The following is a 20,796-nucleotide window of genomic DNA, read 5'->3' on the forward strand; positions in this document are numbered from 1 at the left end:
GATAGTGCATAATCGTTAATCAAAAAAGGCTTTAATCAAATTTATTTTTGATACTTCTTCATCTCACCAAACATCAATAGACAGGGATCGCACCTCCCAACCCTGCCAACTTTCCCAACGCCTGCCGAAACCGCCCCAAAGGAGGACTGGCATTTCCGACAACCTGACATCGTATTAGTTCGGGGGCCGGGGGAGGCGAAAACTCAGGGGACTGAGGATTTGATTGAGAGTTCGCAGTTGTTCCGCAGTGCCCAAACAAATCAGCATATCTCCTCCTTCGATCGCAGTTTCTCCAGTAGGCCCCACAATCAAAGTCCCGCCAGCGCGCCGCACTGCTAAAACCAAGGCCCCCGATTGCGATCGCAACTTGGCATTTCTCAAAGTTTCCCCGACGTAGACACAAGTATTGGGATCGACCAAAAATTCTTCCATGTAAAAAGAACTCTCGGTGCCCGTCAAAACACCGTCTAAAAAATCCATAACTTGAGGCCGCAAAGCCGCCGCAGCCATGCGTTTTCCCCCGGTAATGTAGGGGGATACGACGGCATCGGCGCCGCCCCGCTGCAACTTCTTTACGGCTTCTTCTGTGGTGGCGCGGGCGATCGCCCGTACCTTCGGATTCAGAGTTTTGGCTGACATGACAGTATATAAATTCTCGGCATCCGAAGGCAAAGCTGCTACTATGCAAATTGCGCGATCGATCCCCACACTCAGCAAAATTTCGTCCAGAGTCGCGTCTCCTTGGACAGCCGTGTACCCCAACGCCAAAGCTGCCTCAACCGACTGTACCGCCGAATCTATCACCACAAAAGAGATATATTCGGCCTGAAATTCCAAGGCAATTTGGCGGCCAGTGCGCCCAAAACCGCAGAGAATGTAATGCCCGATCAAAGAATCTACCAATCGTCGCTGCTGCCTAATTCTTGCTCCTTCTTGAAAATATCCTTCAATCAGCGCTTCTGTAAAGCGGTTGACGATGAAACCAATCACAATCACGCCCATCAAAATCAGCCATATGGTAAACATTCGCCCGCGTTGGCCGAGGGGCTGAAGTTCACCGTAGCCCACAGTTGCTAAGGTAATTACTGTCATGTAAGCGGCATCGAGCAAAGACCATTTTTCCACCTGCCAATACCAGAGAGTACCGGTGCAAAAAATGCCGCCCAGGGCGATGACTCCGCCCGTTAAGTCTTTTTGCAGGCGCTGGTACTTTTGTTCTAGAGTTGAATACACCGATCGGGCTTACCTATTACCTATTAGCTGCTACTAATTTTAACGATATCAGCCCTAGACGCAGGGGCGGTCAATCGATTTTAGATTTTAGATTTTAGATTTTAGATTTTAGAGGCGACCCCACGGATAAATGCGGGGGGTTGAGGATTTTCGATTTGGGATTGACTTGCGCGAGATAAATCACGTGGCGGGTACCACCTTTGAAAATCTTGGTCAAAAAGCCAGTTTCTGCCTAGATACTTTGCTGCCAAACTCAACATTTTGACCGAAAGCATCCAGGATACAAGCCACCGAATTTATCTCGCGCAAGTCAATGCTTCAATTCTTTAATCTAAAATCTAAAATCTAAAATCTAAAATCGATTAACCCGGTTTTTTTTGCGTGAGTTCCGACTGAGTTCCAATCCCGTCGCAGAGGTGGCGATTGCTGGGATAGGCGATCGGATTTGTCTGAAAATAATTGCGGGCTCCATCGCAACCCTGCTGCAACAAATCGTCAAGATTAAAATTCCACAGCATCACCGTACCGTCAGCGCTAGCAGTAGCGATCGCTTTGCCGTCTGGACTAAAACTCGCACTCCAAACAGCATCCTTATTACCTTTTAAAGTTTTGAGCAATGTACCGTCAATGTTCCACAGCCTCACCATTTTGTCTGTGCTTGCAGATAGCAACATTTGACTGTCGGGGCTAAAGCTGATATTTGTCACTCCACTTGTATGCTTTAAAATACTTAGCGGTGTGCCGTCTTTGCTCCAAATTCTCGCAGTTCCCCCAGCACTTGCAGTCGCCAGCATTGCTCCATCTGGACTGAAAGCTACACTCATTATTTTATCACTTTCAATCTGTAAAGTTCGGAGCAATTTGATATCGGAGCTTGCTTCAATTGACTGCTGTTTTTGCAACTTTTCCACAATCTTTCTCAAACTCCAAAGTTTAACAGTGCCATCAGTGCCAGCCGCAGCAATTATCTGACCGTCGGGGCTAAAACTCGCGCTGGTTATCCAACCTCGCTCCACTTTTAAACTTAACAATTCTTCACCGTTTATTTTCCATAGCTTAACTGTTCCATCGGCACTTGCTGAAGCAATAATTTTACCATCGGGACTAAAAGAGACGCTTGTTATTTGACCGCTGTGTGCTTTTATATCATGAATTAACTTGCCATCTTTTTGCCAAATTTTGAGAGTTTGGTCGTCGCTTGCAGAGACAATTATCTGACCGCTAGCATTGAAAACTGCCCTGATAATTTTATCAGTATGCCCTGTTAATGTTGCTTGCAAAGTTCCATTAGTTTGCCAAAGCTTGATATAATTATCATCGGTAGCAGTCACAATTGTTTGACTGTCGGGACTGAAACTCGCGAAAGCAAAGGTACTGGCTTGACTCTGCAAGCTGCAGCGTTCCCGAAAGCTGTAAACTGCCTGTTCGAGGGCGATCGCCACTCGCATCTGAATATCTGAACTCACTCCGAGCGATCGTTTCATTTCTCTAACAGCCCTAATGCTTTCTAGCAAAGCTTCCTCTTTTTTATCGGCAGCCAAGAGCGTTTCTGATAGCAAACTGAGAGTGAGAATTTTGTGGTTTCTTTCTTCGATTGATGGTTTAATCCAAAAGGCTGCTATCAAAATTAATATCAGTATTCCTGCTGCTACTGTAACTGTTTGCACTCTCAGTTGTTGCTCGCGCCAAAGTTTAACTGCGATCGCTTTTTTCTGCTTTTGTGCTTCGCTTAGTTCCTCTAGTAACTTTTTTTCGCGGCGCAGTTGTTCTATTTCAGCTTTATGCTGTTTTTCTTGACAGCGGAACTTGGCAAATTCCGCTTCTTGACTCGCACCTAAAAATTGATAATCTTGGGTGTTCAAGCTTTTATTTGTCGCCCACTGTCGGGCATCTTCCAGTGCTTGACCCCGCAACAAGCGAGATTCGTCTTGACAATTTGTAGCTATCCATGCTGTTAGGGATTCAGCATAGGGGCGCAAGTCGCAGAGTGCTTTTTCTACCCAGTTATGGTTGAATATAGCTGCGTAAATGCGGTTGGATACGGTTAATTTTCCGGCTCGTTTTACTACTAATCCGCTCAGCCGCAATTCTGTTTGTTCGGGAGTATCATCGGCGCAGATCCCCCCTACCAGGGCGGGCACGGGGGCACCGCCCCTACAATCGGGGGGTTCTGAAAGTGGCAATATTTTTTGATATAGTCCTAATAACCTACTGGCGCGGTGCTGACTTCTGAGAAGGCGATCGCGAATTGTTTTGATGTGTACCGGTTCATCGGATGATTCCCAATTATCAATAATATGAGATTGCACTATCTCGCTAATTAATAATTTATTTGTAGTAAAAATTTCAGTTTTGCTTTCATCCGTTGAATCTGATATAATAGAAGCCGACGCTAAACTTTTTACATGGTGCAAAATCAGCTTGCAAAGCTTTTGAGTCAGAAAAGGCTGCCCTCCAGTCCAGTCCAAAATTTCTTTTAAAACCTCTTGAGGATTGTCTACTTGTCCCTCAAATCCCTTTGCTAAAGGCAGAGCTTCTTGTAAGTTAAAACCGTGCAATTCAATAGCTAACCCGATATTAAAGGGCGTGCGAGTTGCATCGCTAATTAAATCCGATGGCGTAGCTACTCCCAGCAAAGCAAATGTAAGGCGATGGTATTCTGAATTGTGAGCGCGTTTATTGTAGCAACATCTAATTAATGCAAAGAAATCGTCTAGAGGTTCTTGGAAACTCAGAACGCTATCAATTTCATCAATAAAAATGACCAGGTTTTGAGAAATTTTGACCAGCAGCAATTCTTCAATTAACTCTCCTAAGCGCTGCACCGGCGACATCAAATCTCTCTCCCGCCACCAAGCCATAAACTCGACTGGGCTAAACAGGTTGAAACTGCACAAGAGTTTGTAAGCGACGCCGCCGTACCACTTATCTAGAGAGACTTGCTGGTTGCCAATGTCCGAAAGGTCGATCGTAGCACAAGCAATGCCATCAGCGGAGAGTTTCTGTACAGTTCGCACCAGCAAACTGGATTTGCCCATTTGTCGGGAATTGAGCACGTAACAAAACTCTCCAGCTTTGAGGGCTTGATAAAGTTCTGAGTCAGCTTGTCGCACTACATAAGTAGGTGCATCTTGCGGGAGACTGCCGCCGATTTGATATTGGTAATCGACTGTCATTATCTGGCCTATAATTAGATTATTTGCTCCGTTTTGTTGTGCCTTTACCACAAGCAATTTTACCATTTTCATAGGTGGGTTCTGCTGGTTTAATTGTACCGGGAGAATCAGCTTCGCACAAGATGGACGTTGTAGTTCTTTCCTCTTTAGCAGCATTGGGCTCAAAGTTTTTAGCAGGAACTATAAAAACACCACCGACATAACTTTTTAAGTCGTTTTGCTTGGATACTCCATAATTCAATGCTGCTTTCTTAGTGACACGAATTGAATACTTGAAATTTGTTGTCTCTGTTTTAATGCCAAGTCCTAAAGCATAAACAAAACTGGAAAAAGCATTGTTTTCTGCCAAATAGGCTTGCTGACCTTTGTTCATTGCGCTAACATACTGTTTGTTTTCGGATTGCTTGGGTATATGGCCAATATTTAGGAATAATGGCAGAACCATCGCGCCAATTACTCCAATGCCCATTAAAAGCAATAAGCAGCCGCAACCTTGATAAGTTGAATTGTTAATACTTGATTTTTGATGTTTAGTCATGATATCCTCTCCTTAAATGGTATATACAATGCGAATTATAGTCGGCGAGGCACAGCCTCTGGATCTGCGTTACCAGGAAGAGCCTGGTAACAATGAAAATGAGGAAATACTAATCTTTAAGCTCGCAGCTTTTGTACCTCTTTCCTGTCAATGGATGTTGGCTGAATCACTTTACTGCCGATCGCAAAATCGCGCAATTCCACTCTCGTAAACTTCACCCCCCAAGGATCTGTCGTTGTATCCAACTCCTCGACTAAAGCATTATTAATCTCATGTCGAGCCGTGTAGAGTTCCTCAACAGATAATTTAGCTAGGTGAGTCCGAATTGAAAGAATCAGCATATTTAACATCGCTTCCTTGAGATTCTGCACTTTGTAGGAAGCTTTTTCTAAGTCAATGATTCGCCAGTACACAATAAAATCAACGGTGACGGCAACGCGATCGCGCGTCGTGCATTCTTGCGGTGACAGCCTTAAAATTTGCTCGCGCAGTGTTTGTTTGTAGGCCACTGTTTCGACAAAGGGAATCAAAAATGTCAAACCAGGTTCGAGTTTCTTGCGATCGTACTTTCCGAAAATCTCAACTAAGGCCTCATCTCCTTGACGGACGATTTTGACGCTGTTGACTAAGGATACTCCGGTGATTGCAAACAACACCATCAAAAAATACTGATACATAGTGAATCTCCTGCTAATTTTAAGCTGTGAACTAAAGATGATAGGATTTGCACATCGGGACTTAGAAACCGGGTTTTTTACGAAAATATTTCCTTAGAACCCGCAGATTCGGTAAAAAACCCGGTTTCTCAACACAGCGTGCGTAATTTCTGAATGAATTGAGGTTAGTGCCAAGGTTTAGCCGTTGATGTGAATTAATCTGTCAGGTACAACAATCAACGTGTTTCCTTCGCGGCGCAAAACATAAACTTTTTGTCGGGGTGCGATCGCCCCTTGGGAATCTTCGTTGCGGGCTTTCCACGAAGCCCCTTCATAAATCACCATTCCAGTTTCTCCGGGGAAAATTTCCGAGATTGTTGTCGCTTCCGTGGCTTCGGGAATCACAAACTTTTTGCGAACAATAAAAATTGGTCGGATCCAGATACTCAGCGCGAGGGCTATCCCCATCCAGTAGAAGATTTGCCAGTCAAAATCTTCATACATTATGTTCGCCCAACTAAACTGAAATGCTACAGATCCTCTCCACAAAATAAAGGACTCAATTAAAGCAGAAGAACCCATCATTAACAGGTAAAACCTGTATTTTTGGGGCTGAGTTTTGATGATTAATAGCTCGATCGCACTAAGCACAACTCCGATTAGCAGCCAGAATAGGGGCGGGGTGAATGCGAAACCTGGTTGATTAGTGGCTGACGCCAGCGACAAAATTTGGATAGAATACACAATGCTTTTACCTCGTTGCGATGGGATTCAACCTTGTTATTTCTAATCTAATCAGGCGGCTATTTGAGTTGGCGACTGAGTTATTTGAAAAATAATCGACTTTTCATCGACTTTTCATCGACTTTAGGGGCGGTTGGCATTTATGATGGTTTCAGTGTCTTGATTGTGATAAGCAATGCCACGATCGCTAAGGGTGCGCGAAGAGTGCATTCGCGCAGTTAAATCCTGTCTCTTGAGAAATGGCTTCCCCAGTCAGAAAATCTTGGCTGAGGATTTAGGGATGGCGCAATCTACTGTCAGCCATTTTCTGAATGGCAAACCTGTGGATTATGCCAATTTCATCGAGATTTGTCGCGGATTGGGGCAGGAATGGCGCGATTTAGCCGATTTTGATGCGAATTCAGAGTCAGACGAGGTACTGCTGGTGAGGGCTAAAGTGGCGATCGTCTTCGAGGGCGATCCGAAGGAAAGCCCTCGAAGACGATCGACCTCAAACAACACCCTTTCCCAGCAGTTACACCAAGCTTTGAGGGCGGGAGGACACGAAGTCTTTTTTATTAACAACAGCAGCGACTCAGCCTCATATTTAAAGGGTTGCGATTATTTGCTGTTGCTGATTTCCCAAGAATCTGCCGCTAGCGAAATGATATTGGAACAAGTGCGGCTAGCCAAAGAATTGCACAATTTAACGGCTCGCAAACCAGCAATATTACCGATTTTAGTTGAATTAAATACACCGCTTTCCTTTGATTTACTGAGCTATTTGGTAGGAATTCAGCCCTGGCTGTGGCGCGGTGCTGGCGACTCATTTAAGTTATTATCACAAATTTTAACCATTATCAAAGAAGGTCGCACATCGTTAACTGCCGACCATGAATTAGCTGTAGAATGGGACGCAATTACTAGCACAAAAAAGTCAATAATTCAACCCCTGCCAGCCGCGCCACCAGAATTGCCGGGAGGACAAGTTGAAATAGCTTCTCGTTTTTATATCGATCGCCCTCCGATCGAATCCCGCTGTTACGAGACGATCGCCCAACCGGGAGCGCTGATCCGCATAAAAGCGCCCAGACAAATGGGGAAAACTTCCTTAATGGCGAGGATTTTGCATCACGCAGAAGTGCAAGGTTCTCGCACGGTAGCGCTGAGTTTTCAGCTAGCAAATAGAAGAATATTCGCTAATTCAGATACATTTTTGCAGTGGTTTTGTGCTAGCATCGGTCAAGAGTTGGGAATGCTGGAGCAGTTGCCCAAGTGTTGGGAATTAGCCGATTTAATTGGCAGCAATCAGTGCTGCAAGGCTTATTTTGAACAGTATTTGCTGTCTGAATCTTCAAAACCTCTGACGTTAGGGTTGGATGAGAGCGATCGCCTGTTTGAATCGCCGGAAATTGCCGATGATTTTTTTGGGTTATTGCGAGCTTTGCATGAAGAAGCAAAACGGCGAGATATTTGGAAAAAGTTTCGTTTGATTGTGGTGCATTCGACGGAAGTTTATATCCCGCTGGATGTGAATAAATCGCCGTTTAATGTGGGGTTGCCGATCGAATTGCCGGAGTTTAACCAGCAGCACGTACAAGAGTTGGCAAGGCGGCATGGATTGAATTGGAGTGCGAATGAAGTTGCAGAATTGATGGCGTTAGTGGGAGGCCATCCCTATTTGGTAAGGCTGGCAATTTATCACATTTCGCGCCAAGATGTGAGTTTAAATATGTTGGTGAAATCGGGGGGGACTGAAGCGGGAATTTACAGCGATCATTTGCGGCGGCATTTATGGAATTTAGAGAAATATTCGGAATTAATGGAGGCGATGAGAGAGGTTGTGAGTGTTTCCCAGCCAGTGAGATTGAGGTCAGAATTAGGGTTTAAGTTAAATAGTATGGGGTTGGTGAAATTGGATGGAAATCATTGCATTCCGAGATGTCGGTTGTATCAGGAGTATTTTGGCGATCGGCTAGGTTGATAGCAGCCATAGGTTGTACCAGTCTCAAGAACGGGCTCTCCGCCCCGTTCCACAAGAAAATGGAGTTTTCAAGAACGGGCCGGAGAGCCCGTTCCACAAGAAAATTTAGTTTTTGTGGAACGGGCTCTCCGGCCCGTTGCTAAACAGGTGATTGAGAATGATGCCTGATATAAGTTAATACTTACATTTTGTACCATTCTCAAGAACAGGCAAGATGCCTGTTCCACAAAGAAGGAATTTTTTGTGGGGAGTAGGGGTTGAGCAGGAGATCACACCCATAAAAACCTTATTGAGAATGGTGCAATATCTCAGTTAATACAAATTTCCATAAACGTTGCTACCTTTACTCACAAGTTGAAAAGGGTATGAGACGGTAGCGGTCAAATCTCTATCAATGGAAGGGTGTATGCGGCTGACTGCTTCGCTATATTGAAAATTAATTAGCCAGAATCCTCAGCAATCTGCAACGGTTGGCTGTTTGGGCAGGCAGCACAATAATCAAAGTCATCATAAGTTGATTCCATGCAAAATACGGCAGATTTACTCCCCAAAATAGACTCGCCGAGTCTTCCCAAAAAGCAACCCGCACTCCCAAATTACGAAGCGGCCGATCGCCAATTTGTCAATTTGCTAGAAGTCGAGGATTTAGACAAGACGGTGGCGGCAAAACCGTTACTTGTCAGCGATTTTGAAAGCGCGATCGCCTACGCAATTCAAGCAGCTTACCAACAGGAACCGGGCGATGAGGCCGCTCACCGCTTCTTGCAGCGCATACTTTACCGCATCAACCGCCTCAACTTGTTTTGGTACGACGATTTGCGCCGCTACAACAACGAACGATCGCACTATTTGCGTTCCGTGCGCGATCGCATTGAGGAACCTTGGCAGCAGTGGGAAATCGCACAAATCGACGTTGCAGCGCTGCAAAAATTGCCGGATGTCAAGCAAGCCCTGCGCGATCGCGCGGCCGCTGATGTCGATCCTCCGCTAACCGAGCTCGATCGCTACCAGCGGGAACAGATGACTGAAGAGGGATACAAACACCTGCTGGCGATCGCATCTTTCGACGGTTTAGTGGAAGCCAGCCGTGTTTCTCGCATCATCGGCGGTGCCGGCAACGAAATTCAGTGCACCCTTACGCGAGTGCTGATCGAAGAATACGGCGGCGGTCGCCTCCCGCGCAAGCACTCGACCTTTTTTGCTCAAATGCTGGCAGAATTCGATATGAGTACGGAACCGGAAGCGTACTTCGATTTAGTGCCTTGGGAAGTGCTCGCAAGCATCAATCACAACTTCCTGCTTACCGAACGCAAGCGCCATTTTCTGCGCTATAACGGCGGACTCACTTATTTTGAGGTGGCGGGGCCCGTCGCTTACCGCAATTATCTAGCCGCCGCCCAGCGTTTGGGCCTCTCGCACGCTGCGATGGGTTATTGGGAACTCCACATCAAAGAAGATGAACGTCACGGCCGCTGGATGTTGGATGAAGTGGCGATTCCGCTGGTTGACAGATACCCGCAGGAAGCGTGGGAACTGGTGTTGGGGTACGATCAGGAGAAGTCGATCGGCGATCGGGCTGGCGCGGCTGTAGTGCGATCGATCCAAGCGGCAGAACGGAATTAACGGCTATCTAGGGTGCATCAGTCTTTGATGCACCCTAGATATTGCAGCGTTTTCAATAAGCCTTTTAGGAACAGGCTTTTCGGCCTGTTCCACAAGAAATACACTCTTTGTGGAACAGGCCGAAAAGCCTGTTGCTGACAATGGTGGAACAGCAAGATCCTTGTCCCACAACAAATACACTCTTTGTGGAACAGGCAAGATGCCTGTTGCTGACAATGGTTGAACAAGCAAGATGCCTGTCCCACAACAAATACACTCTTTGTGGAACAGGCCGAAAAGCCTGTTGCTGACAATGGTGGAACAGCAAGATCCCTGTCCCACAAGAAATACACTCTTTGTGGAACAGGCCGAAAAGCCTGTTGCTGACAATGGTGGAACAGGCATCTTGCACCTACCAGCGATGTATTTTAAAATGCTGTCATTAACTGAATTAGCTCGATCGACAAATCTCTTTGGGCTTTTTGCTGCTTCTTAAACAAAACTCCAGCCAGCAGATAGATGTTTTCCGAATAAAAAGCCATTCCCTGTTCTCTGAGAGTGGCGATCGCGCTTTTCACCTTCGGTTCCGAACTATAATAGCCAAAAGTTAAAGGTGCAATTTCAAAATTCGCAACCGAGTAGCCTCGATCCAAGGCATAATCGATCAAACCCACAGGATTAGAATAGCTAGAAACCATCAGCAACACTTCATCGCAGTCCAAAGATAAAAGTTTCTTAGCAATTGTCGAACCATCACTCCCGCCGTGCAACAGCGGCTGGTAAATCTTATCATCCACCGCCGGCAAGTAAGGCGGATTTGATATGACACAATCAGCCGACTCGTATAAAGGCGAATCAAAAAAAGAGCAATTGTTCACTGTGTATTTTTCGCTCAGTTGATATTCCTTAATTTGAGATTGAGCAATTTTCCAAGCTACATTATTTAGCTCAAATCCCTGTATTGTCCCATCAAAATCACTTCTCAGCAAAGACTTAATAACTGGACTTCCCTCTCCTGAACCAAACTCTACGATAAGTCGAGAATTGTCACTAGCATTTAACACTAAACTTTCCAAGCAGTGCGCGTAAAAATCAGATTCTTCCGGGCAGTGGAATACCTGTTTGAGAGGATGCGATGAAGTGATCATAAATTGTGTAACAAAGTTAACTATTTTAAAATTATCGAACCAGTAATATTCCAGCCATCTGTCGCAAGAGCTATTTAATCAACTTGTGCAATCTATCTCTTCCTATTTTACTTAGTGCGATCGAATAACTATTACTGCAGGCAGATTCTCCAATTAACTAGATTAATCCGATTGACAGATTGCAATTAGAGCGATTGCTGCTGAGATAGTACCTAAGCAAATAATTGTAAATTTTAATAGTATCAGATATGACCTTTTTTAATAATTCAGTTCCGCCTCTGCGCTGGAAACAGCTTAACATCGAGGTGCCGGAGTTAGAAGGGCTTTGGCAGGTTCAGTTTCCCCTTAGCAAAGATCGATTTTATTCACAATTTTATAGTTGTCTCGATCGAACTTGCTTGCTGTGGAGCTTGCTGTTAATACCCATCTTCGGCACAGCACAATTTTTTTCTGTGAGTTGGATGCTGCAAGCCGGTTTGTGGTCAGCGCTCAGCCTCGTAGGTACAGCCGCAATGGTAAGCATGACATACTCTTGGGTCAAAATAGAACGCCTGATTTGGGTGCTTTACGGTTGGGTAATACTAATGTTATTAGGATTGCTGCTGACCGATTTAGCAATTTTTCTCAGTTGGGAAAAAGTGTTGGCGAATCTCTGTCCCCTGTGGTTGGGAATTAGCGTAATAGGGTATTTTGGGACTGGACTTGCAGTGCGATCGCGCGCGCTTTTAGCAGCAAGTTTAGTTCACCTGTTGGGAATTTTGATTTTGCCTTACACGGGCGCTTGGTCTTTCCTATTTACGGGAACCGTAATGGTATTTAGCTTGCTGGTTTTAGCCGAATTGCAATGGGATATGCGCCAGCCGATTAACAGGCTGCATTAACTTGTGTACCACCGCGATTCCAACAGCTATCAACGTCAAGCATTAACCACAAGTGATGAGTACATTGCTAATTAATGACTGATGATATCAGGCACGCTAGAATAACGTCACTGCAATTGGTTGGTAGTGAGGACTCTTCGTTCTCATCAAAAGTTGAGGAAGGAAGCCCTCGCTACACAGCGGATAGGGGTTATGTTAGCGGACACGATATTACTAATGGCTGATAACTAATTGCCACCAGACTGTACAGATTTGCGGGTTTGGTTAGTATCGTCGCCCTTGTGATGCCACGTGCCACCTTCGCCTTTAACATATTCAGATTTTACACTTGTTGGCAGATACCAGCCAGCCATAATATCAAGTAGAGTGCGATCGCCTAAAACCCGATCGCACTCTAATTTTCCTAATTCGAGACTTAGCCTAAATTAATCATTTTTTAACAGACAGGCCTTCGATCGCCCGATCGCCGAAACCAGCAAGTGCGATCGGGCGATCGTATTTCACCGCAGATTTATTCAAACAACACAAAATTAATTAGTCCTCAGTGTCCACAAAAACAGTCACAGCCGCCACAGCGATTAGCATTTCATCATTTTTATCATTCAGAGAGGCGATCGCCCTTCCTGCGACAATCATGCCTCCTTGCTCCACAATCAGAGTTTTGCTGCCAAAAGGCAGCACCGCCAACACCTCCTGTTCCCGCACTTGTTCCGGGTAAGGAACAGCCACCTTAACCTCAACAATCATCTGATTCGGGTCAGTCAAACCCGCCACTTCCCAGACGCCTAAGAGAGCATTGTGGGCGATCGCATTTCGTACAGCCCTTGCACAAGCTACAGTCGGTTCCTGCCCGTGCTGGTCTATACCCATCCCCATCTCAATGATGAAACATTTACGTGCCATAGTTGCCCCTTGGTTGATTTTTATTTTTAGTCGTTAGCGAAGCTTGCAGAAGACGATCGCACTTTTTTTCCAAAACAATTATCTACCCAAATGACCGCATTTTATATTATTTTATCGCTAGATAGAATCACACAATAATTATCTCAGTTAATAAAAAAGCTAACTTTAGACAACCTCCCAACTTATATCTAATCAGTCATTGTCAATCTCAAATCTCAAATCTAAAATCTAAAATCGTATAACTTATGGTAATATAACCAAATTCAGCTTTCCTCGCGGACTGCCAAACTCATCGCCAGCTTGAATCATGGATAGTTTTCTACCAATTGCCTACTTTCAAAACCAATTTCTCCCATTTACCGACGCCAAAATTTCCATAGCCACCCACGCACTGCACTACGGAACCGGAGTCTTAGGCGGGTTGCGGGGAATTCCCGACCCCCAAAATGCCGATCGAATATTGCTATTTAGATTAGACCGCCACTGTCAAAGATTAAGTCAAAGTGCCAGCTTCCTCCACTGCGATTTACCAGCCAGCAAAATCCAACAAATAATTATTGATTTTGTCCAGAAAAACCAACCAACAAAATCATTTTATATCCGCCCTTTTATCTACACATCCAGTTTAGGAATTGCCCCCCGACTGCACAACGTAGAAACCGACTTTTTTGTCTACGGATTAGAACTTTCAGACTATTTGCCCAAAGAAGGAGTCAACTGTAGAATTAGCTCTTGGTACCGCCAAGAAGACCGCAGTTTGCCCTTAAGAGGTAAAATTAGCGGCGCCTACATCACCTCAGCATTAGCCAAAACCGAAGCAGTAGAATCCGGCTTCGACGAAGCAATTATGATGAACACTCAGGGAAAAGTCAGCGAAGCTTCAGGAATGAACATATTTGTCGCCAGAAACGGTAAATTAGTTACTCCCGGTTTCGAGCAAGATATTCTCGAAGGAATTACCAGAGACAGCGTAATCACAATCGCCAGAGACTTAGGAATTGAAGTCATAGAAAGACCCGTTGATAGATCGGAACTGTTGATTGCAGACGAAATTTTCCTCTGCGGAACCGCAGCCAAAATTACGCCAATTAAGCGAGTAGAAAACTATCACTTGCCGAAAGACAGACCCATCACAGAAAAGATTTTGGACAAACTAACCGGGATTATAGAAAATCGCGACAGCAAGTATCAAGACTGGGTATTTCCGATTGATCTTAATTAACCGTTTGTAGTGAGGAGTTCAGTCCTTCTTTTAAGAACTAAATTCCTCACTACAAATCATCAACTGGACTGCGGTGTCCTTACACCCGTCTGCTCTATTTCATCGGCTTAAAAACTTCTATATCGACGCTCCCGAATTAACTACATCGATAATTAAGAAATGCTATGGAAGATCGAGAATTTTACGAACAAGGATTCGACCTCGGTCGCAGGGGGCTGTACGAGGAAGCAGTTGCAGCTTTTACTCAAGCAATAAATCTCAATCCTGACTTTGTAGAAGCTTACATGATTCGTGCTACTGCTCGAAGTGGCACAGGAGATTTACAGGGGGGAATTGAAGATTTTGAGAAAGCTATGGATATCTACAGGGCTAGAGGACAATCGCAAATAGCTGATATGCTTTTAGTCCCCTGGAGTGCGCTGCACAATGAAATTAGGTTTAAGGACTAAAGTCCTTACTACAAACTAAAGTTCACTCACACAAAGCAGCCGCGTGAAATTGAATATGATCCTCGATAAAACTCGCCACAAAATAATAGCTGTGATCGTAACCTTCCTGCATTCTTAAATTCAGCGGCTGTCCCGCTTTTGCACAAGCTTCGGCGAACACTTCCGGCAACAACTGCCCGTCAGCAAGAAACGAATCAGCCGTACCGCAGTCAATCAGAATCGGACGGTTGTATTGCGCTGCAACTACCAATTCGCTAGCATCCCAAGCCCTCCAAATCTCTTTGTCGCTGCCGATGTAGTTTGCAAAAGCTTTTTGTCCCCAAGGGCAGCGCATTGGCGCGGAAATAGGCGCAAAAGCGGAAACTGAAAGATAGCGAGATCCATTTTTCAAAGCGCAAATTAAAGCCCCGTGTCCGCCCATCGAATGACCGAAAATTCCCTGTTTTTCCCGTATCGCTGGAAAATTTTCGGCGATTAAATTCGGCAATTCATCAACCACATAACTGTACATTCGATAGTGAGCATTCCAAGGTGCGGCTGTCGCATCAACATAAAAACCCGCACCACTTCCTAAATCCCAATCGTCATCTTCCCCAGGAATACCAGTATTGCGCGGGCTAGTGTCGGGCGCAACCAGCATTAACCCATATTTTGCGGCAAATTGTTGCGCCCCCGCTTTTGCCATAAAGTTCTCTTCTGTGCAGGTTAAACCTGATAGAAAATACAAAACTGGTACGGGTTTAGATAAAGATTGCGGGGGCTGATAAACTGCGAATTTCATCTCGCTGTTGCAAGCGGAGGATTGATGGCTGTAAAATCCGAGTTGGCCGCCGAAACTTTTCTGTTCTTTGTGCAGTTTTAGGAATTCTGATATCATGTTAATTCTATTTCATTTTTGAATTAGATTTTTTTTAACCGCAGAGGGCGCAGAGGGCGCAGAGGAAGAGGGAAGAGAGAAGAGAGAAACATTTTTGTTCAAAATGTTAAAACTGTGCGAATTGATTCACCTTTGTGCATTAAATCAAAGGCTTCGTTGATTTTGTCGATCGGCATTATCTGAGTTACTAGACTGTCAATATCAATTTTACCGTCCATGTACCAATCCACAATCTTAGGCACGTCAGTTCTGCCTTTTGCGCCACCAAAAGCCGTCCCTTTCCAAACCCGGCCAGTTACTAGCTGAAACGGGCGGGTACTAATTTCTTGACCGGCTCCCGCTACCCCGACAATTACGCTCACGCCCCAACCTTTGTGGCAGCATTCTAAAGCTTGGCGCATCACATTAATGTTGCCGATACATTCAAAACTGTAATCTGCTCCGCCTTTGGTTAAATCTACTAAATAAGGCACTAAATCGCCTTCGACTTCGCGGGGATTGACAAAGTGAGTCATGCCGAATTTTTCCGCCATCTCTCGCTTGTCGGGATTCAAGTCTACGCCGACAATCATGTTAGCTCCCACCATGCGAGCCGCTTGAATTACATTCAAACCCACGCCGCCCAAACCGAAAACTACCACATTAGATCCCGGCTCTACTTTCGCAGTATTAATGACAGCGCCGATGCCAGTTGTTACGCCGCAGCCGATCAAACAAACTTTATCAAAAGGAGCATCTTCGCGAATTTTTGCTACTGCAATTTCCGGCAATACTGTATAATTAGCAAAGGTAGAAGTTCCCATGTAATGGTAAAGTTTCTGTCCGTCTATGGAAAACCTGCTCGTGCCGTCGGGCATCACTCCCTGGCCTTGAGTCAGGCGAATTGCTTGACAGAGATTAGTTTTGCGGCTCAAACAATATTCGCAGTTGCGGCATTCAGGAATGTAGAGAGGAATTACCCGATCGCCCACTTTGACACTCGTGACTCCCGGCCCAACTTCTGCGACAATCCCGGCTCCCTCGTGGCCTAAAATAGCCGGAAACAAGCCTTCTGGATCGGCACCGGAAAGAGTGTAAGCGTCAGTGTGACAAACACCCGTGGCTTTAATTTCCACCAACACCTCTCCAGCCCTCGGCCCATCCAGATCCACCGTTTCAATGCTCAAAGGTTTGCCGGCACTGCGAGCAACTGCTGCTTTTACTTTCATGCTTTCTCCCTGCGATCGATTTGTCAATTCACCAGTCAATATGTATTGTATTACTTAACGTCAAAATTGGAGCAAATCTATGACAAAATTAATTGTAATTACCGGAGTCAGTCGCGGTCTAGGTCTTGCCATGACCGAAAAGTTTATTGAATTGGGACATACAGTTGTGGGATGCGCCCGTTCTTCCGAAGCGGTGGAAAAACTCCACCAAAAATATAGTGCGCCCCACCATTTTACTTGTTTGGATGTCGCCAACGACGATCGAGTAAAAGCTTGGGCAACAGAAATGCTGGCAAAAAATGCTCCCCCAGATTTGCTAATTAATAATGCAGGCGTAGCTAATCATCTCGCGCCTCTTTGGAATATCAGCAACGAAGAATTTTCCCAGGTAATTGATGTTAACATTAAAGGTACAGCTAATGTAATTCGTCACTTTGTCCCGGCAATGATTGCTCAAAAAAGTGGCATAATTGTCAACTTTAGTTCTGGTTGGGGAAGGTCAACTTCGCCGGAAGTCGCGCCCTATTGCGCTTCCAAATGGGCAATAGAAGGACTTACGCGATCGCTCGCTCAAGAATTGCCCGCAGGTATGGCAGCAGTTCCATTGAATCCGGGGATAATTCACACCGATATGCTAGACATTTGTTTCGGAGAAGATGCGGCAAATTACCCATCAGTCAAAGCATGGGTGCAAAAAGCAGTTCCTTTCTTACTAAAACTAAAAGCTTCAGATAACGGAATGCCGCTGACTGTTCCTGGATAATACAACAACCCTTACAGGATTTGCGAACATCTCTCCTTTCTTCTCCTCTGTGCCCTCTGCGCTCTCTGCGGTTCATAAAAAAAATCAAAAATGAAATAAAATTGCTATATTCCCAAATCACAACTCTTTCCCCAAATAGCCACTGTGAACTTGCCGCTAACCTCCCCCTCGCAAACCGAAACCCGCAAAGCAGACCACCTGCGGATTTGCCTCGAAGAAGACGTACAATTTCGCGAAACTACCAGCGGCCTCGAACGCTACCGTTTTGAACACTGCTGTTTGCCAGAACTCGATCGCACCGAAATCGATTTAACCTCCACATTTCTCGGCAAAAAACTAGCCGTTCCCCTGCTAATTTCCTCAATGACCGGCGGCACAGAATTAGCCCAGACAATCAATTATCGCCTCGCCGATGTCGCGCAAGAATACAAACTAGCAATGGGAGTCGGTTCCCAGCGAATTGTTGTAGAAAATCCTCAACTCGCTCCTACATTTGCCGTCCGCCGCCGCGCTCCAGATATTCTGTTATTTGCAAATATCGGAGCCGTTCAATTAAACTACAATTACGGTTTGGAACAGTGCCAAAAAATCATTGATATTCTCGAAGCAGATGCCCTAATTTTGCACCTCAATCCGCTGCAAGAATGCGTTCAAACCGAAGGCGATACTAACTTTAAAGGACTGCTCGATAAAATTGCCAAATTGTGCGATAAATTACCAGTACCAGTTATTGCTAAAGAAGTCGGGAACGGTATTTCAGGAAAGATGGCAAAGAAATTGCTCGCCGCCGGGGTAGGTGCGATCGACATTGCCGGGGCCGGAGGCACTTCTTGGGCGAAAATAGAAGGAGAGCGAGCTAAAGATAGCAAGCAGCGCAGGTTGGGCGCAACCTTTGCCGACTGGGGAATACCGACAGCCGAGTGCATTGTCAGCACCCGCGCCGCAGCGCCGGATGTTCCCCTGATTGCCTCTGGAGGATTGCAGAATGGGTTGGATGCAGCGAAAGCCCTTGCCCTGGGCGCGGATATTGCGGGACTGGCGCGGCCGTTTCTACAAGCAGCAGCGGAATCGGAATCAGCCGCAGGCGTTCTAGCTGAGGCTTTAATTGCAGAAATCGCTACCGTGATGTTCTGTACGGGCTGCGCTAATTTGGATGAGCTAAAACAATCTGGGGTTTTGGAAAGGTTAAGATAAAAGTTAGTCAGCAGTCAAAAGTCATTAGCTAATAACTACGACAGAGGATAATTGCTAAATTCTACTTGCAGTAATTAATAATATCGTTTCCGCTGGCATCGGAAAAATATCATTCCGCTTGCAGTGCGATCGTCCCGCACGCTCGGTATTATTCCGCTGTAACCGGATTTGATATAACTAATAACTAATGACTAATGACTAATGACTAATGACTAATTACCAATTACACACGATCTAATGAAAGATTTCCTAAAATATACCTGTGCAAGTTTACTGGGAACCTTCCTAGGATTGTTGCTGCTGGGCAGCATCGGATTGGGGGGACTGGTACTGCTAATTGCTATGGCAGCATCGTCGTCTAAAGATTCAGGCCCGCAAGTTAAAGATAAGTCGGTATTGGTATTAGACCTTTCTTTAAATATTACTGACAGCAAACCGAGCCGCAGCACTAGCGCGGCGATTGAAGAAGTTCTTTCGGAAGATTCCGGCGATACAGTGACGCTGCGGACTGTTTTAGACACGATCGAATCTGCGAAAAAAGACCCGAAAATCGTTGGCCTTTATCTCGAAGGCAGCTCAAATTCGAGCAGCAGCGGGTTTGCCAATCTCAAAGAAGTTCGATCGGCCTTGCAGCGTTTCCGAGATGCCAAAAAACCCATTTTTGCTTACCAGATGGACTGGAACGAGCGAGATTATTACCTCGGTTCCGTTGCTAATACAATTGCCGTCAATCCTTACGGCGCTTTGGAAATCAACGGTTTTAGCAGTCAGGCAATGTTTTTCACTGGTGCTTTGGAAAAATACGGCGTGGGAGTGCAAGTCACTCGCGTCGGCAAATACAAGTCAGCCGTTGAACCGTTTTTGCTGACAAAAATGAGTCCCGAAAATCGCCAGCAAACTCAAAAGTTGCTCGGAGATATGTGGGGAGAATACCTGAAAACTGTCGCCCCGAGTCGCAAAGTGACCGTTGGGCAACTGCAAGCGCTTGCAGATAAGGGCGGAATTTTGATGGCTGACGAAGCTCTCAAAAACAAGTTAGTTGATAAAGTTGTATACTTTGACGAAATATCGACAGAACTCAAAAAACTCACAGGAACCGATCGCGAAAACAAATCTTTCAAGCAAATTAGTTTGAAAAACTACGCGAGAGTAGCTGAGAATAAAAACTCAACTCGCGCTGACAAGAAAAACCAAGTTGCTATACTTTACGCTGAAGGAGAAATTGTAGACGGCGAAGGGGGCCCGACTCAAGTAGGAGGCGATCGCATCGCTCAAGCAATGCGGAAAATCCGACAAGATGATGACGTAAAAGCCGTAGTTTTGCGCGTCAACAGTCCCGGAGGCAGCGCGACGGCGGCCGAAGTAATTGCACGCGAAGTCATGCTGACGGGGAAAAAGAAACCAGTTATTGTTTCAATGGGCAATTTAGCGGCATCCGGCGGCTATTGGATTTCGATGGGTTCCAACCGCATTTTTGCCGAACCGAATACGATTACCGGTTCGATAGGCGTTTTTGGAATGCGGTTCAACGCCGAAAAGTTGGCTGCTAACAACGGCCTGACTTGGGACGTGGTGAAAACCGCCCGCTTTGCAGATATTAACACGGTTTCCCGCCCGAAAAATCCTCAAGAACTGGAGAATATTCAGAGGAGAGTCGATAGCATTTACGATCGATTTATTACTAAAGTCGCCGACTCCCGCAAACTGCCGAAAAACAAGGTACAAGAAATTGCTCAAGGCAGGGTGTGGTCTGGTACGGCCGCGAAACAGTTGGGTTTAGTCGATGAAATTGGCGGTCTTGAAGATGCTGTCAGAGAGGCTGCGAAGCAAGCTAAACTCGGCGACGATTGGAAGTTGGAAGAATATCCAAAACGCCGCACTTTGGAGGAGCGAATTTTGGAAAGAATTTCCGGCGTTCGCGTTTTGAAACCAGCCGCCAAACTCGACCCGCTAACGGCGGAATTTAAGAAAATGCAAGATGAATTGGCTGCGATTGAGTCGATGAACGACCCGCAGGGGGTTTATGTTCGCTTGCCTTTCAATTTGCGGATTGATTAATTAATACCAAATCCGGGATTTTTACCCCTTTATTCTTAGTCCCCCTCTGTTGAGACGAAAGTTTTGCTCTTGAACCGTTGCAAGCGCTGAGTCTGATAGGGGTTTTTAACCCGGGCATGGTAAAAGTAGGCTGACCAAGAATTTCAAAGGTGGTACAGCCCCCGGATTTATCCGTGGAATC

18 protein-coding genes are annotated in these 20,796 nt (G+C 45.5%); 8 read left to right on the forward strand and 10 right to left on the reverse strand.

The window, feature by feature from the left end:
- Window positions 1-174: 174 nt before the first annotated feature.
- From QUA50_RS06960 to QUA50_RS06980, 5 genes are all read right to left on the reverse strand, one after another.
- The gene (locus tag QUA50_RS06960; protein ID WP_333262000.1) at window positions 175-1,233 is read right to left on the reverse strand and encodes a potassium channel protein; all 1,059 of its coding nucleotides are present in this window, start codon (window positions 1,231-1,233) and stop codon (window positions 175-177) included.
- Between the two features lie 362 nt (window positions 1,234-1,595).
- Window positions 1,596-4,409, reverse strand: coding sequence for an AAA-like domain-containing protein (locus QUA50_RS06965; RefSeq protein ID WP_333261996.1), 2,814 nt, complete (start codon window positions 4,407-4,409; stop codon window positions 1,596-1,598).
- A 19-nt stretch (window positions 4,410-4,428) separates the two neighbouring features.
- Window positions 4,429-4,947 (reverse strand): type IV pilin-like G/H family protein, encoded by a 519-nt coding sequence (locus QUA50_RS06970; protein WP_333261993.1) that lies wholly within the window; start codon window positions 4,945-4,947, stop codon window positions 4,429-4,431.
- A 116-nt stretch (window positions 4,948-5,063) separates the two neighbouring features.
- The gene (locus QUA50_RS06975) at window positions 5,064-5,624 is read right to left on the reverse strand and encodes an SPFH domain-containing protein (RefSeq protein ID WP_333261991.1); all 561 of its coding nucleotides are present in this window, start codon (window positions 5,622-5,624) and stop codon (window positions 5,064-5,066) included.
- Window positions 5,625-5,801: 177 nt separating this feature from the next.
- On the reverse strand, window positions 5,802-6,347 hold the full coding sequence (locus QUA50_RS06980; protein ID WP_333261989.1) for an NfeD family protein: 546 nt from the start codon (window positions 6,345-6,347) through the stop codon (window positions 5,802-5,804).
- Window positions 6,348-6,522: 175 nt separating this feature from the next.
- On the opposite strand from QUA50_RS06980, the gene QUA50_RS06985 reads away from it, so the two are divergent.
- Both QUA50_RS06985 and QUA50_RS06990 read left to right on the forward strand, forming a co-directional pair.
- Window positions 6,523-8,310 (forward strand): AAA-like domain-containing protein, encoded by a 1,788-nt coding sequence (locus QUA50_RS06985; protein ID WP_333261986.1) that lies wholly within the window; start codon window positions 6,523-6,525, stop codon window positions 8,308-8,310.
- A 522-nt stretch (window positions 8,311-8,832) separates the two neighbouring features.
- Window positions 8,833-9,933, forward strand: coding sequence for an iron-containing redox enzyme family protein (locus tag QUA50_RS06990; protein ID WP_333261983.1), 1,101 nt, complete (start codon window positions 8,833-8,835; stop codon window positions 9,931-9,933).
- A gap of 407 nt (window positions 9,934-10,340) precedes the next feature.
- Here QUA50_RS06990 and QUA50_RS06995 read toward each other — a convergent pair whose 3' ends face one another.
- Window positions 10,341-11,060 carry an SAM-dependent methyltransferase gene (locus QUA50_RS06995; protein WP_333261980.1) on the reverse strand — a complete coding sequence of 240 codons (720 nt, stop codon included), beginning with the start codon at window positions 11,058-11,060 and terminating at the stop codon, window positions 10,341-10,343.
- A gap of 248 nt (window positions 11,061-11,308) precedes the next feature.
- Here QUA50_RS06995 and QUA50_RS07000 point away from each other — a divergent pair, with 248 nt between their 5' ends.
- Window positions 11,309-11,941, forward strand: coding sequence for a hypothetical protein (locus QUA50_RS07000; protein ID WP_333261977.1), 633 nt, complete (start codon window positions 11,309-11,311; stop codon window positions 11,939-11,941).
- 227 nt (window positions 11,942-12,168) lie between these two features.
- Here QUA50_RS07000 and QUA50_RS07005 read toward each other — a convergent pair whose 3' ends face one another.
- Together QUA50_RS07005 and QUA50_RS07010 are read right to left on the reverse strand one after the other, a co-directional pair.
- Entirely contained in the window at window positions 12,169-12,294 is a 126-nt protein-coding gene (locus tag QUA50_RS07005) for a hypothetical protein (protein ID WP_333298714.1), read from the reverse strand.
- A 181-nt stretch (window positions 12,295-12,475) separates the two neighbouring features.
- Complete coding sequence (locus QUA50_RS07010) at window positions 12,476-12,844, reverse strand: Lin0512 family protein (protein WP_333151848.1); 369 nt, start codon at window positions 12,842-12,844, stop codon at window positions 12,476-12,478.
- A gap of 307 nt (window positions 12,845-13,151) precedes the next feature.
- Between QUA50_RS07010 and QUA50_RS07015 the strand changes: the two genes are divergently transcribed.
- Complete coding sequence (locus QUA50_RS07015; RefSeq protein WP_333261974.1) at window positions 13,152-14,066, forward strand: branched-chain amino acid transaminase; 915 nt, start codon at window positions 13,152-13,154, stop codon at window positions 14,064-14,066.
- Window positions 14,067-14,230: 164 nt separating this feature from the next.
- On the forward strand, window positions 14,231-14,515 hold the full coding sequence (locus QUA50_RS07020; protein WP_333261971.1) for a hypothetical protein: 285 nt from the start codon (window positions 14,231-14,233) through the stop codon (window positions 14,513-14,515).
- Window positions 14,516-14,537: 22 nt separating this feature from the next.
- Here QUA50_RS07020 and fghA read toward each other — a convergent pair whose 3' ends face one another.
- Together fghA and QUA50_RS07030 are read right to left on the reverse strand one after the other, a co-directional pair.
- Window positions 14,538-15,392 carry an S-formylglutathione hydrolase gene (fghA, locus tag QUA50_RS07025; RefSeq protein ID WP_333261968.1) on the reverse strand — a complete coding sequence of 285 codons (855 nt, stop codon included), beginning with the start codon at window positions 15,390-15,392 and terminating at the stop codon, window positions 14,538-14,540.
- Window positions 15,393-15,490: 98 nt separating this feature from the next.
- Window positions 15,491-16,600, reverse strand: coding sequence for an S-(hydroxymethyl)glutathione dehydrogenase/class III alcohol dehydrogenase (locus tag QUA50_RS07030; RefSeq protein ID WP_333261967.1), 1,110 nt, complete (start codon window positions 16,598-16,600; stop codon window positions 15,491-15,493).
- Window positions 16,601-16,679: 79 nt separating this feature from the next.
- Here QUA50_RS07030 and QUA50_RS07035 point away from each other — a divergent pair, with 79 nt between their 5' ends.
- From QUA50_RS07035 to sppA, 3 genes are all read left to right on the forward strand, one after another.
- Window positions 16,680-17,363, forward strand: a complete 684-nt coding sequence (locus tag QUA50_RS07035) for an SDR family NAD(P)-dependent oxidoreductase (protein ID WP_333261964.1) — start codon at window positions 16,680-16,682, stop codon at window positions 17,361-17,363.
- 144 nt (window positions 17,364-17,507) lie between these two features.
- Window positions 17,508-18,557 (forward strand): type 2 isopentenyl-diphosphate Delta-isomerase, encoded by a 1,050-nt coding sequence (fni, locus tag QUA50_RS07040; RefSeq protein WP_333261961.1) that lies wholly within the window; start codon window positions 17,508-17,510, stop codon window positions 18,555-18,557.
- A 237-nt stretch (window positions 18,558-18,794) separates the two neighbouring features.
- A complete protein-coding gene (sppA, locus tag QUA50_RS07045) occupies window positions 18,795-20,615 on the forward strand; it encodes a signal peptide peptidase SppA (protein WP_333261958.1) in 1,821 nt (606 codons plus the stop codon).
- Window positions 20,616-20,796: the final 181 nt, after the last annotated feature.

Source organism: Microcoleus sp. M2_D5, assembly GCF_036701935.1.
GTDB lineage: Bacteria > Cyanobacteriota > Cyanobacteriia > Cyanobacteriales > Microcoleaceae > Microcoleus.

What these genes read in the sequence shown, in the direction of transcription:
- QUA50_RS06965 (WP_333261996.1), bottom strand. Translation starts at nt 4,409, where the DNA reads ATGACAGTCGATTACCAATATCAAATCGGCGGCAGTCTCCCGCAAGAT.
- QUA50_RS06970 (WP_333261993.1), bottom strand. Translation starts at nt 4,947, where the DNA reads ATGACTAAACATCAAAAATCAAGTATTAACAATTCAACTTATCAAGGT.
- QUA50_RS06975 (WP_333261991.1), bottom strand. Translation starts at nt 5,624, where the DNA reads ATGTATCAGTATTTTTTGATGGTGTTGTTTGCAATCACCGGAGTATCC.
- QUA50_RS06985 (WP_333261986.1), top strand. Translation starts at nt 6,523, where the DNA reads ATGCCACGATCGCTAAGGGTGCGCGAAGAGTGCATTCGCGCAGTTAAA.
- QUA50_RS06990 (WP_333261983.1), top strand. Translation starts at nt 8,833, where the DNA reads ATGCAAAATACGGCAGATTTACTCCCCAAAATAGACTCGCCGAGTCTT.
- QUA50_RS06995 (WP_333261980.1), bottom strand. Translation starts at nt 11,060, where the DNA reads ATGATCACTTCATCGCATCCTCTCAAACAGGTATTCCACTGCCCGGAA.
- QUA50_RS07000 (WP_333261977.1), top strand. Translation starts at nt 11,309, where the DNA reads ATGACCTTTTTTAATAATTCAGTTCCGCCTCTGCGCTGGAAACAGCTT.
- QUA50_RS07005 (WP_333298714.1), bottom strand. Translation starts at nt 12,294, where the DNA reads ATGGCTGGCTGGTATCTGCCAACAAGTGTAAAATCTGAATATGTTAAA.
- QUA50_RS07010 (WP_333151848.1), bottom strand. Translation starts at nt 12,844, where the DNA reads ATGGCACGTAAATGTTTCATCATTGAGATGGGGATGGGTATAGACCAG.
- QUA50_RS07015 (WP_333261974.1), top strand. Translation starts at nt 13,152, where the DNA reads ATGGATAGTTTTCTACCAATTGCCTACTTTCAAAACCAATTTCTCCCA.
- QUA50_RS07020 (WP_333261971.1), top strand. Translation starts at nt 14,231, where the DNA reads ATGGAAGATCGAGAATTTTACGAACAAGGATTCGACCTCGGTCGCAGG.
- fghA (WP_333261968.1), bottom strand. Translation starts at nt 15,392, where the DNA reads ATGATATCAGAATTCCTAAAACTGCACAAAGAACAGAAAAGTTTCGGC.
- QUA50_RS07030 (WP_333261967.1), bottom strand. Translation starts at nt 16,600, where the DNA reads ATGAAAGTAAAAGCAGCAGTTGCTCGCAGTGCCGGCAAACCTTTGAGC.
- QUA50_RS07035 (WP_333261964.1), top strand. Translation starts at nt 16,680, where the DNA reads ATGACAAAATTAATTGTAATTACCGGAGTCAGTCGCGGTCTAGGTCTT.
- sppA (WP_333261958.1), top strand. Translation starts at nt 18,795, where the DNA reads ATGAAAGATTTCCTAAAATATACCTGTGCAAGTTTACTGGGAACCTTC.